Origin of the sequence: Bradyrhizobium sp. (assembly GCF_019242285.1) — a bacterium.
GTDB lineage: Bacteria > Pseudomonadota > Alphaproteobacteria > Rhizobiales > Xanthobacteraceae > Bradyrhizobium.
On record NZ_JAFAVV010000924.1, the window covers coordinates 1 to 12,149 of the forward strand.

The following is a 12,149-nucleotide window of genomic DNA, read 5'->3' on the forward strand; positions in this document are numbered from 1 at the left end:
CGCGGCGATTATCTCGGCGCGACCATCCAGGCGGTGCCGCACGTCACGAACGCCATCAAGGAGTTCGTGCTGTCGGGCAATGACGAATACGACTTCGTGCTGGTCGAGATCGGCGGCACGGTCGGCGACATCGAGGGCCTGCCGTTCTTCGAGGCGATCCGGCAGCTCAAGAACGAGCTGCCGCGCGATCACGCCGTCTATATCCATCTGACGCTGCTGCCCTACATTCCGAGCGCCGGCGAACTCAAGACCAAGCCGACGCAGCATTCGGTGAAGGAGCTGCGCTCGATCGGCATCCAGCCTGACATCCTGCTCTGCCGCACCGATCGCGAGATCCCAAAGGAGGAGCGGCGCAAGCTCGGGCTGTTCTGCAACGTGCGCGAAAGCGCCGTGATCGAGGCGCGCGACGTCGACAACATCTATGCGGTGCCGGAGGCCTATCATGCCGCGGGCCTGGACGACGAGGTGCTCGCGGCGTTCGGCATCGGCTCGCGGATTCCGCCGGCGCTGCAGAGCTGGCACACCATCAACGAGCGCGTCCGCAACCCGGAAGGCGACGTCACCATCGCCATCGTCGGCAAGTATACCGGCATGAAGGATGCGTACAAATCGCTGATCGAGGCGCTGTCGCATGGCGGCATCGCCAACAAGGTCAGGGTCAATCTCGACTGGATCGAGAGCGAGGTGTTCGAGAACGAGGATCCCACGCCGTTCCTCGAGCATGTCAACGGCATCCTGGTGCCCGGCGGCTTCGGCCAGCGCGGCGCCGAAGGCAAGATCAAGGCGGCGCAGTTCGCGCGCGAGCGCGACGTGCCGTATTTCGGCATCTGCTTCGGCATGCAGATGGCGGTGATCGAGGCCGCGCGCAACCTGGTCGGCATCGAGGAGGCCAATTCCACCGAGTTCGGCCCGACGCCGGAGCCCTTGGTCGGCCTGATGACGGAATGGCTGCGCGGCAACGAGCTCGAGAAACGAACCAAGAGCGGCGATCTCGGCGGCACCATGCGGCTCGGCGCCTATCCGGCGGTGCTCAACCGCGGCAGCCGCGTATCGGAGGTCTATGGTGGCGCCATCGAAATCTCCGAGCGGCATCGCCATCGCTACGAGGTCAACACCGCCTACAAGGACCGGCTGGAGCAGCACGGGCTGAAATTCTCCGGGCTGTCGCCGGACGGCGTGCTGCCGGAGATCGTCGAATATGAGGACCATCCCTGGTTCATCGGCGTGCAATTCCACCCCGAACTGAAATCGCGGCCGTTCGAGCCACACCCGCTGTTCGCGTCGTTCATTCAGGCCGCGATGGTGCAGAGCCGGCTGGTTTAGCGATCCACGGCGACTGCGCCGCGGCTCGGCGGCGCCTCACCCATCTCAGCGCAGACGGTGCGCGGCAAGGCGCCGCGGGCAGGTGTGAGTCAATTCACAAGTGGGGCAACTCCATCGTGATAGCCTGAGCCGCTTTCTGCACATCAATCCCGCCTACTGGTCATCGGCAAGGCCATCGAATGACTCGATGGCCGGGCTCAATCTGCACGGGAGGCAGTCATGCCGCGCATCACCATCAACGGCGTCTCATTCGATCCTGCTGCTCCGACGGTCGCGGCAGCAGCGGCTGCCAGTCCCGACAGCTCCAAATCGAACTACATTCTGGTTCAGACGAAGGCGCCGCTGACGGACGACGACAAGGGCAAGCTCGCCGCGCTCGGCGTGCAGATCCAGGAATATGTTTCCGAAAATACCTATCTCTGCGGGTACAAGCCGAGCGACCTCGGCCCGGTGCGGGGTCTGCCTTTCGTCTCCTGGGCCGGCGTCTACCTGCACGGATTCAAGGTCAATCCGAACCTGCGGCCGGCGGTGGGCGCGGCGCAGGTCAACACGATCGGTCCGATGGCCGTGACGCCGTCGGTGTCGAGCACGCCGCGGCAGGTGGACATCGTCATGCATGACGACGTCAATCCCGACAGCGCCGACGTCAAGGCCAAGATCGCGGCGGCCGCCCATGTCAGTCCCGATACGCTGACGGTCAGCCGGAAAAAGATCCGGTTGACCGTTCAGGAGAAATATCTCGATGCTGTCGCGGCCGTCGACCAGGTCCGCCACCTGGAGGAAGTCCATCCCGTCAAGCTGTACAACAACGTCGCGCGCGGCATCATCAACGCCGACGTCCTCGTCAATGGCACGAGCTTCCAAGGCGAGGGGCAGATCGTCGTCGTCAACGATACCGGCTTCGACAACGGCTCGACCACGAACACCCATCCCGCCTTCGCGGGTCGCGTCGTCCGCCTGGTGCCGATAGGCCGTCCGGGCAGCGCCGACGATCCGGCGGGCCACGGGACTCACGTCTGCGGCTCGGTGCTGGGCGACGGACTCTCCGCGACCATGGGAGGGGTCATTCAGGGGACGGCGCCGAAGGCGAAGCTCGTGGTGCAATCGCTGCTCGATGCCTCCGGCGGGCTGGCCGTTCCGGAGGATTTGCACGATCTGTTCGAGCCTCCCTACAACGGCAACGCGAATGCACGCGTCCACACCAATTCGTGGGGCGCGACGACGCCCGGGCTCCCCTACGATCAGAGCTCGCAGGAAATCGACGATTTCGTGTGGAATCAACAGGACTGCGTCGTCTGCTTTGCCGCCGGCAATGACGGCATCGACGGCAACGGCGATGGCAGGATCGATACGGGTTCGATCGGCTCGCAGGCTGCCGCCAAGAACTGCATCACCGTCGGTGCGACCGAAAACATGCGTCCCGACATCGGGCTGACCTATGGCCAGTTGCGGCCGAGCTCCTTTCCAAGCAGCCCGATATTCGGCGACTTGACCGCGAACGACGCGGAAGGCATGGCCGCCTTCAGCAGCCGGGGCCCGACCAAGGAAAAGCGGTTCAAGCCCGATGTGGTGGCGCCGGGGACGTCGATCCTGTCGACGCGATCGGGCGCCGTGGTCACCGCTGATGTCACCTTCGGCGTGTCGAACGATCCGGCCTATTTCTTCGACGACGGCACCAGCATGGCCACGCCGCTGGTTGCGGGCTGCTGCGCGGTGCTGCGGGAAACGCTGGTCAAGAACAACGTCCAGAACCCGAGTGCCGCGCTCGTCAAGGCATTGCTCATCAACGGCGCGCAGACCTTGGCGGGGCAGTATCTTCCGAGCGAAGCAGGTCTTTCGCCCAATCCCTCCAGCGGCTGGGGCAGGGTGGACCTTCAAGCTTCGGTCATCATATCCGGAGCGGATGCAAATGCCGGCTTCGGAGAGGGAGGGCCGCTCAATCAGGGGCAGCAGTCGGGCGGCACGATCACGATTCCGAACAGGGCCGGCCCGGCGGTGGTCGCCGATGCTGCCGGAAACGTCGTTCCTGCTGCGCTGGGGCCGACCTTGAAATTCACCCTGGTCTGGACCGATCCACCCGGTGCGCAGCTGCAGAACGATCTCGACCTGATCATCACGGCCGCCGACGGACAGGTGCGGCATGGCAACATGGGGACGGGTTCGGGCTTCGACCGGCAGAACAATGTCGAGCAGGTCGTCTGGCAAAACGTTCCGCCCGGCGATCTGAAGTTCGAGATCGTCGCCTTCCACATCACCAGATTTCCGCAACCTTTTGCCTTCGCCTGGCGGATCGGTTGAGGCGGTCGGAGGAACAGCGTCGCGGCCGTCATCCAGCGGCCGCGCCGAGCTGGTCGGCGCGAACTGCCGGCCTTTGACGAACGCGTGAATTGTTGCGACAACTCCCCGCTGCTACCGCAAGAGCAATAACCAGGGGAGTGATGTCGATGATCTACGAAATGCGCGTCTATCGCTGCGTGCCGGGCCGGCTGCCGGCGCTGATGAAGCGGTTCGACACCATCACGCTGAAGCTGTTCGAGAAGCACGGCATCAAGCAGGCCGGCTTCTTCACCACGCTGATCGGCGAATCCAACCAGGAGCTGACCTATTTCCTGGCCTGGGACTCGCTGGCCGACCGCGAGAAGAAATGGACCGCATTCCAGAGCGATCCGGACTGGATCGCCGCCCGCGCCAAGACCGAAGAGGATGGCCAGATCGTCAATAACATCGTGAGCCAGCTCCTGGTGCCGACACCGTTCTCGTCGGTGAAGTGAAGCTCAATTGCCCCATGGTTTCGACCATATCGCGCATACCGTGCACGATCTTGACACCGCCGGCGCGTTCTACACGCGTCTCGGTTTCACGGTCGGCGCGCGCAACATGCATGCATGGGGCACCCACAATCGCATCGTCCAGTTGAGGAACGGCTTCATCGAGCTGCTGGAAGTCGCCGAGCCCGAGAAGATACCGCCGCATGCGGCGCGGTCGTTCTCGTTCGGCGCCTTTCACCGCGACTACGCGGCGGCGCACCAGGGCCTCTCGATGCTGCTGCTCAACAGCAGCGATGCGGCGGCGGATGCACGCGCGTACGAGGCCGCCGGCATTTCCGATTACGAGGTCTTCAACTTCGGGCGTGAGGGCAAAAGGCCGGACGGGTCGGTGGTGAAGCTCGCGTTCTCGCTGGTGTTCACGAGTGATCCAACCTCGCCCGATCTCAGCCTGGCGCTGTGCCAGCATCATCATCCCGAGAATTTCTGGAATCCCGCGTTCCAGAACCACGGCAATGGAGTGAGCAGGATCGCGGGCGTCGTGATGGTCGCCGACAATCCGAGCGACCATCATATCTTCCTCAAGGCCTATACCGGCCTCAGTGACCTGCATTCGAACTCGCTCGGCGTCAGGGCCGAGACGCGGGACGGCGTGATCGAGATCGTGGACCCGGTCGCGTTCCGCGACCGGTTCGGTATCCAGGTCAAGGCGAGCGGGGAGGGGATGACGATGGGCGCGATGCGCTTCGAGGCCGCCGATCTCGGCAGGGTCGAGGCGGCGCTTCGCGACGGCGGCGTCGGTTTCAGGCGCCATGTCGGGCGATTGGTGGTGCCGCCGGACGAGGCCTTTGGCGCAACCCTGATATTCGAGCCTGCGAAAGTGGGTTGATCCGTCCCGCCGCGCCCGGCATGGTCGCGCGCGAAAAAAGGGATCATATGCCGGTGAGCGCTCCCAACTCCGCGGCGCCGATCGTCGAGGTCGGCAAGGTCAGGTTCGGCAACGAGCTGCCGCTGTCGATCGTTGCCGGGCCATGCCAGCTCGAAAGCCGGTCGCACGCGCTCGAGGTGGCCTCCGCGCTGAAGGAGATCGCGGCGCGGCTGAAGGTCGGCTTGGTCTACAAGACCTCGTTCGACAAGGCCAACCGCACCAGCGCATCCGGCGCGCGCGGCCTCGGCCTGAAACAGTCGCTGCCGATCTTCGCCGAAATCCGCGCTTCGCTCGGCCTGCCCGTGCTCACCGACGTGCACGAGGTGGCGCAATGCGCCGAGGTGGCCGAGGCGGTCGACGTGTTGCAGATCCCGGCCTTCCTGTGCCGGCAGACCGACCTGCTCTTGGCGGCTGCTGCCACCGGCAAGGTCGTCAACGTCAAGAAGGGCCAGTTCCTGGCGCCGTGGGACATGGCGAACGTCGTTGCCAAGGTCACGGGCGCGGGCAACCGCAACGTGCTGGTGACCGAGCGCGGCGCCTCCTTCGGCTACAACATGCTGGTGTCAGACATGCGCGCGCTGCCGATCCTGGCGCGCACCACCGGCGCGCCGGTCATTTTCGACGCCACCCATTCGGTGCAGCAGCCGGGCGGCAAGGGCGCGTCATCGGGCGGTGAGCGCGAGTTCGTGCCGGTGCTGGCGCGGGCGGCGGTCGCGGTCGGCGTCGCCGGCGTCTTCATCGAGACCCATCCCGATCCGGACCACGCGCCATCGGACGGCCCCAACATGGTGCCGCTCCGCGACTTCGAGCCGTTGTTGCGAAGGCTGATGGCGTTCGATGCGCTCGCCAAAGAACTCGCCAAGAGTGTGGCCGAGAGCCAAGCGCATTGATGCATCAGAAGCTCGCCCGGCCGCATGACCAGCGCCTGCCGCCGGCCCTCAACATCATCGCGATGGCGACCTTCGCGGCGAGCCTTTCCGCGCGGGCGCTCGACCCCGTGCTGCCGCGTGTCGCCGATGAGTTCGGTGTGACGATTGCGACCGCGGCGGGATTCGCCTCCGCCTTCGCCTTCACTTTTGCCGCGGTGCAGCCCCTGATCGGGGCGGCGGCCGACCTGCTCGGCAAGGCGCGGCTGATGATCTTCTGCCTGGCGTTGCTCGGTCTTGCCAATATCCTGGGCGCGCTGTCGACCTCGTTCCCGCTGCTGTTCGCGACCCGCATCCTCGCCGGCATCGGCTCCGGCGGCGTATTCCCGGTGGCGCTCGGCCTGACCAGCGATCTCGTGGGCGCCGACAAGCGCCAGATCGCGATCGGCCGCACGCTCGCAGGCTCGATGACCGGTAATCTCCTGGGCGCGTCGGCCTCCGGCCTGATCGGCGATTTCCTCGGCTGGCGCGGCGTGCTCGCGGTGCTCGGGGCGTTGGTGGTGATCGCGGCGGTCGCGGTTGCCTCTGGCTTTCGCGGCGCCGCGCTCAAGCATCCGCCGCGCACGACGCTGTCCACCCTCCGCAAGGGCTACCGCACCATCTTCACCAACCCCAACGCGCGCGTCTGCTACTCGGCCGTATTCATCGAAGGCTGTTGCGTGCTCGGCCTGTTTCCGTTCATCGCGTCGTTCCTGGTCGATCTCGGCGAACCCTCGCTGTCGATCGCGGGCCTCGTGATCGCCGGTTTCGCGGTCGGCGGATTGTTCTACACCGCGACCGTGTCGCGCTTTCTACCGACGCTCGGCGTCAGGAGCATGATGATCTCAGGGGCCACGCTTGTCGCGCTTCAACTCGTGGCGCTGGCCTTCGGTCCCACCTGGAAGGCGCAGTTCGGCAACATGCTGCTGATGGGTTGGGGCTTCTACATGATCCACGGCTGCCTGCAGGTGTTTGCCAGCGAGCTATCAGTTGAGGCCCGCGCCACCGCGCTGTCGCTGCACTCGTTCTTCTTTTTCATGGGCCAGACCATCGGCCCGATCGCCTATGGGCTCGGCGTGCAGCACCTCGGCAAGTCGCCGACCCTGTTTGCGGCGGCGACCGTGATGGTCGGGCTGGGATTTGTCTGTGCGCGGTTTCTCAGGCCGCGCACGCCAGCTGATGCGGCAACCGGCAGGTGATCCGCGCCAGAAGCGGGCGTCGGGCGCCTCCGAACGGGTTCCTCACGAACTGTGGAACTGCTAGGGTACAACCTCTTCCGGCTGGAATGGAGCGTTGCGATGCCCGACCCAGATCAGGAGCGGACGGAGCGCCGCGCGGCGCTCAGCGACGAATACGCCACTGTCGTCGGCAACTTTCGCGCGCTTACCGAAATCCGTTTCAAGCTCATCGGCCTGCTGCCGCTGGCTTCCTTGGCGGCTGCTGCCGTCAAGCCCGACCCCCGCTCGCCGGGAAGCCTCCCCTTCGCGCTATTCGGGCTGGCGACGACAATTGCCATCGCCGCCTATAACAAGCGTAACGACCAACTCTACGACCAACTGGTCGGCAGGGCGGCCGCCATCGAACGCGAACTCGGCACTCCGGACGGGGCCTACGCGAACCGACTTACGCCTTGGCTCAGTTTCCGGAAAGGGCGGCTGACCTGGACTGTCGATCACAGGCTCTCGGTTGCAGCCATCTACTTCACCACGGCCACCTTCTGGCTCTATCTGGCGCTCGAAGCCGCTGGAGTGGGGATCTCGGGAATCCCAACGATCCGTGGTAACCTCGACTGGTTGAAAACAGACTTGGGCGCGCAGACGGTCAGTGCGGCCCTCAGGTGGCTACTCGCCGCGTTCGCTTTCTTTATCACACTCGCGGTCGCCTGTTGGCTCAAGGACCGCGAGAAGACGCGGAGGAAAGAGATGAGGGCGGCCGTCAAGCGCGGCGTCGAAAGCATCATGGAGGCGGAGAGGGACTACTTGAGCACCGAGCTCGGCCTGGACAAGGCGGCTCTCGACCATGTGTTGTCGTCGGACGCAGTCGTGCCTGGAGCATTTCTGAACAGCATGAATCGCGCTGTTCGTGCTGCTCTCGTCAAGGAATGCATCACGGCAAGCTCCGAGCGTGCCAACGACACCGAGGCCATAGATGCGCTCGAGAAGCGTATCGCGTTCTACGCGAGGCAGAGCGCTTCCCAGATGCGGCTGTACATCCACCCGCAACCCGGAGAACGGCGCGCAGCCCAAATGATGGCGCTCCTCACCGATCTGCCGCCGACCTGCATCTACGATGTCGCGTTCGGGCGCAGGTAGATGCCATGGTCTGCCAACCGAGCGTTCGACGGAGATCGGGCCTTTGGGCCGTCGCCCTGCGGGCCTCTCAACCGCGCCCGCGATAGGGCGCGACGCCCTGGTCCGGTAGCCACAACCCCTTCGGCACTTTGCCGGTCTGCCAGAACACGTCGATCGGAATGCCGCCGCGCGGATACCAGTAGCCGCCGATCCGCAAGTATTTCGGCTTGATCTCGGCGGCGAGCCGCTTGCCGATCATGACCGTGCAATCCTCGTGGAAGGCGCCGTGATTGCGGAAGCTCGCGACATAGAGCTTCAGCGATTTCGATTCCAGGAGCCATTGGCCCGGTGCGTAGTCGATCATGAGATGCGCGAAATCCGGCTGTCCGGTAACCGGGCAGATCGAGGTGAACTCCGGCACCGTGAAGCGGACCAGGTAGTCGGTATCGGCCTGAGGATTGGGGACGCGGTCGATCTGCGCAGCTTCGGGCGTTTGCGGCCATTCCACCGCGCGGCCAAGTTGCAGCTCGACCTGTCTGGCGGGCTTGTTCGGCTTTCGGGACATCGGATTCTCCAGATCGTCCTCTTAGCCAATGATTTTTCCGACGTCACGCGCCTGGCGCGGCCTTCGTGCGGCACCGCACCTCTGCAGGTGCCTCATACCAGCGATCCGCACATCGCCTGTCTCAGCCGCAGGTCGCACGGCACCCCCTACAAGGGTGGACGAAAACAAGGCATGCTCATCGGACAAGAATGCCGATCGATGCTGAAATCGACGGTCAAGAAGGGAAGGAAACAAGATGACGGAAGCGACCGGACAAGCGCGCGCGGCCGGGATTCTGGCGCGGCTCGATCGGCTGCCGGGCACGCGGCATGTGTGGCAGCTCATTGCGCTGCTCTCGCTTGGCGGGATGTTCGAGCTCTACGATCTGTTCATGACGGCCTATGTCGTTCCCGGACTCATGAAGGCGGGACTGCTCACGAACGTGGCGGTGAGCATCTTCGCCGGACCCGCATTGTTCGTGGCCGCGACCTTCACCGGCCTGTTCATCGGCACCATGTTCTTCGGCTATGTCGCGGACAAATATGGACGGCGGACGATCTTCACGTTTTCGATGTTGTGGTACAGCATAGCGACGCTGGTGATGGCCTTCCAGGGCACGGGCTTCGGCGTGAGCCTCTGGCGACTGATTGCCGGCATCGGTATCGGCGTCGAGCTCGTCACCATCGACACCTACCTCTCGGAACTGGTGCCCAAATCCATGCGCGGCCGCGCCTTCGCCTTCAACCAGGGCGTCCAGTTCTCGGTCGTTCCGGTCGTGGCCTTCGTTGCGTACCTCCTGGTTCCGATCAGCCCGTTCGGCTTCGATGGCTGGCGATGGGTGGTCCTGATCGGCTCGGCGGGTGCGCTGTTCGTGTGGGTGATCCGTCGTGGCCTGCCGGAAAGCCCGCGCTGGCTGATCAATCAGGGACGGCTGGACGAAGCCGATGCCGTGACGTCGGCCATCGAGGCAAAGGTGGTGGCCGACCTCGGGGGCAAGTCCTTGCCCGTGCCGGCAAGCCATGCGGTCGAAGACCTCCAGCCTGTCGGCCGCCTTGCCGAGATCTTCGAGCCGGCCTATCGCGGCCGCACCGTGATGCTGATGATCTTCCAGTTCTTCCAGACCTTCGGCTTCTATGGCTTCGCCGCCTGGGTGCCGACGCTGATCGCCCAGCAGACCGGGATCAATCTCGGCCAGAGCCTGCTCTATTCGTTCATCATCGCCATCGCGAACCCCTTCGGCCCGCTGCTGGCGATGAGCTTTGCCGACCGATGCGAGCGCAAATGGCAGGTGGTCGGCGCCGCCTGCGGCATCGGAATCTTCGGCATGCTATTCTCGTACCAGAGCACGATGGGCCCGTTGATCCTGTTCGGCGTGCTGATCACGCTCGCGAATAACGTGCTGTCCTACTCCTTCCACAACTACCAGGCCGAGCTCTACCCCGCCCGCGTGCGCGCCCGCGCCGTCGGTTTCACCTACTCGCTCAGCCGGATCAGCGCGGTGTTCGCGAGCTTCATCATCGGCTTCTTCCTGCAGACCGCGGGCACCCGGGGCGTGTTCGGCCTGATCGCGGTCGCGATGCTGATCGTGGTCGTCTCGATTGGAGTCTGGGGACCGCGCACGCTTAATCTCGAGCTCGAGGAGATATCGCGCTAGATCTGCTGCTCTTGCAGATCATCCGGCAAGACGCGGCGGCTTCGCCGCTGCGCCTTGGTCCATTCGTTCACGACCTTGTTGAAAGAGGGGTGCCCCTCTCGGTTCATGAACTACGCGACAGCGGCATAGAGACCACTCTCGAACTTGGCGAACAGCTTGAGCACCTGATCGTCGGCGAACGGCAGGAGCTGCGTCATGATCGTGCCGGTCACGCGCTTGTTCGGATCGAGCCAGAAATAGGTGTTGAACAGTCCGGCCCAGGCGAGACTCCCCGCGCTGCGTCCGGCCGGGCCGGGTTCGGTATTGATGTCGAACGACAGTCCCCATTTTTGAGTCATGCCGGGGAACAGGTTCGCGTCGTTGGAGCTCTCCGGGTGCACGGTCTTCAACGTCACCACGTTGAGGTCGCCGATATGGTTCTGCCGCATCACGGCCACGGTCTCGGGCTTCAGCACCTGGGCGCCGTTGAACCTGCCTTCGTGCAGCAGCATCTGCAGAAAGGCCATGTAGTTTCGCGGCGTGCTGAAAAGGGCGCCGCCGCCCATGAAGAACTCCGGCCGCTGCGGCATTTCGAAATCCATCGGCTTGAGCGAGCCGTCGCCTTCCCGGCTGAACATCGGCGCGACGCGGGCCTTCTGCGAGGAACTGATCAGGAATCCGGTATCGGTCATGCCGAGCGGCGTGAAGATCTTCTCCTTGAAATAGACTTCCAATGACTGGTCGCTCACGGCCTCGACCGCCTTGCCGACCCAGTCCATGTTGATGCCGTATTCCCAGCGATCGCCGGGATCGAACATCAGCGGCGCGTTGAAGCTGGCATTCCTGCATTCGCCGACGAACGGCGTTCCCGTGACCTTCTCATACTGCGTCATCGGCTCGCTCCAGATACTGTAGGTGAAGCCTGCCGTGTGAGTGAGAAGGTGGCGCAGCGTGATTGCTCGTTTGGCCGGGCGGAGCTTTGGCGCGCCGCTGGCGTCGAAACCCTCGAGCACCCTGGGCTCCTCCAGTTGCGGAATCAGCTTGCCCATCGGCTGATCGAGCTCCAGCTTGCCCTGCTCGACCAGTTGCATGCAGGCGGCGCCCGTAATCGCCTTGGTCATGGACGCGATCCAGAATATGCTGTCCGCGGTGATCGAGGGCCCGAACGCGCCCTCGTAGACGATGCCCTTGTCGTTCGCCGCAATGGCGACGACGCCTGGGACCGTCCGTGCGTTGACGGCCTGACGCAACGCCTGATCGACATTCCCAAGCGCGGGGCTGAGGGCCGGATCAGCAGCGCCGGCGGCCTCCGCACGCCCAACGGCGATTTTTGCCATCGACGATGCCGCCGCCAATGACGTCATGGTTTTCAGAATGGTTCGACGGTCTGGATTGCTGTATCGCATTGTTTCCTCCTTGGCCGCTGTTTGTTGCCGAATAGAGGTGGTGTGGTTGGCGACCAACGTCGCGAGACTAGGACCCGGCCAACAGGTCGGCAACCGCGATCGCTCGCCGTCAGCGACAGGCAGCGAGCCGGATCGGCGCCGGGCAACAGAAGGTGGGCACTCTCCCATTTTTGAGGAAACCGGAACGAGTAAGGGTGGTCCGTTCCGACGCTCGTCCTTGGCGGCTGGGTGCGATGTTATGCGAATGGAGCGACGTATCGATCCAGTCCAGCACCTGCGAGACTAGCCGAAACGCGCGGTCCCGGGTTACCCTCGCAGCCTTGAAAGACCGAGGGTTAGAATCGGATGAGCGTT

The 12,149-nt window shown here is 64.3% G+C and carries 10 protein-coding genes; 8 read left to right on the plus strand and 2 right to left on the minus strand.

Features of this window, described 5'->3' with window-relative positions; translation table 11 throughout:
• The 7 genes from JOY90_RS37825 to JOY90_RS37855 form a co-directional block, all read left to right on the plus strand.
• Positions 1 to 1,323: CTP synthase (locus JOY90_RS37825; RefSeq protein ID WP_291696183.1), on the plus strand; the 1,323-nt coding region annotated here is incomplete at its 5' end.
• Positions 1,324 to 1,542: 219 nt separating this feature from the next.
• The gene (locus tag JOY90_RS37830; RefSeq protein ID WP_291696184.1) at positions 1,543 to 3,621 is read left to right on the plus strand and encodes a S8 family serine peptidase; all 2,079 of its coding nucleotides are present in this window, start codon (positions 1,543 to 1,545) and stop codon (positions 3,619 to 3,621) included.
• Between the two features lie 146 nt (positions 3,622 to 3,767).
• A complete protein-coding gene (locus tag JOY90_RS37835) occupies positions 3,768 to 4,094 on the plus strand; it encodes an NIPSNAP family protein (RefSeq protein WP_291696185.1) in 327 nt (108 codons plus the stop codon).
• A 7-nt stretch (positions 4,095 to 4,101) separates the two neighbouring features.
• Positions 4,102 to 4,977, plus strand: a complete 876-nt coding sequence (locus JOY90_RS37840) for a VOC family protein (RefSeq protein WP_291696186.1) — start codon at positions 4,102 to 4,104, stop codon at positions 4,975 to 4,977.
• Positions 4,978 to 5,030: 53 nt separating this feature from the next.
• The gene (gene kdsA, locus JOY90_RS37845) at positions 5,031 to 5,906 is read left to right on the plus strand and encodes a 3-deoxy-8-phosphooctulonate synthase (protein WP_291696187.1); all 876 of its coding nucleotides are present in this window, start codon (positions 5,031 to 5,033) and stop codon (positions 5,904 to 5,906) included.
• A complete protein-coding gene (locus JOY90_RS37850; protein WP_291696188.1) occupies positions 5,906 to 7,120 on the plus strand; it encodes an MFS transporter in 1,215 nt (404 codons plus the stop codon). Before kdsA ends, JOY90_RS37850 begins: the two co-directional genes overlap by 1 nt.
• A gap of 99 nt (positions 7,121 to 7,219) precedes the next feature.
• A complete protein-coding gene (locus JOY90_RS37855) occupies positions 7,220 to 8,233 on the plus strand; it encodes a hypothetical protein (protein WP_291696189.1) in 1,014 nt (337 codons plus the stop codon).
• 67 nt (positions 8,234 to 8,300) lie between these two features.
• Here JOY90_RS37855 and queF read toward each other — a convergent pair whose 3' ends face one another.
• A complete protein-coding gene (gene queF, locus JOY90_RS37860; protein WP_291696190.1) occupies positions 8,301 to 8,777 on the minus strand; it encodes a preQ(1) synthase in 477 nt (158 codons plus the stop codon).
• A gap of 235 nt (positions 8,778 to 9,012) precedes the next feature.
• Between queF and JOY90_RS37865 the strand changes: the two genes are divergently transcribed.
• Positions 9,013 to 10,410: an MFS transporter gene (locus tag JOY90_RS37865; RefSeq protein ID WP_291696191.1), complete on the plus strand. Its 1,398-nt coding sequence runs from the start codon at positions 9,013 to 9,015 to the stop codon at positions 10,408 to 10,410.
• Between the two features lie 110 nt (positions 10,411 to 10,520).
• On the opposite strand, the gene JOY90_RS37870 is transcribed toward JOY90_RS37865, so the two are convergent.
• Positions 10,521 to 11,726 carry a serine hydrolase gene (locus JOY90_RS37870; RefSeq protein WP_291696192.1) on the minus strand — a complete coding sequence of 402 codons (1,206 nt, stop codon included), beginning with the start codon at positions 11,724 to 11,726 and terminating at the stop codon, positions 10,521 to 10,523.
• Positions 11,727 to 12,149 lie beyond the last annotated feature (423 nt).

Excerpts from the sequence above, each read along its gene's own strand:
- JOY90_RS37830 (WP_291696184.1), top strand. The coding sequence starts at position 1,543 with ATGCCGCGCATCACCATCAACGGCGTCTCATTCGATCCTGCTGCTCCG.
- JOY90_RS37835 (WP_291696185.1), top strand. The coding sequence starts at position 3,768 with ATGATCTACGAAATGCGCGTCTATCGCTGCGTGCCGGGCCGGCTGCCG.
- JOY90_RS37850 (WP_291696188.1), top strand. The coding sequence starts at position 5,906 with ATGCATCAGAAGCTCGCCCGGCCGCATGACCAGCGCCTGCCGCCGGCC.
- JOY90_RS37855 (WP_291696189.1), top strand. The coding sequence starts at position 7,220 with ATGCCCGACCCAGATCAGGAGCGGACGGAGCGCCGCGCGGCGCTCAGC.
- queF (WP_291696190.1), bottom strand. The coding sequence starts at position 8,777 with ATGTCCCGAAAGCCGAACAAGCCCGCCAGACAGGTCGAGCTGCAACTT.
- JOY90_RS37865 (WP_291696191.1), top strand. The coding sequence starts at position 9,013 with ATGACGGAAGCGACCGGACAAGCGCGCGCGGCCGGGATTCTGGCGCGG.
- JOY90_RS37870 (WP_291696192.1), bottom strand. The coding sequence starts at position 11,726 with ATGGCAAAAATCGCCGTTGGGCGTGCGGAGGCCGCCGGCGCTGCTGAT.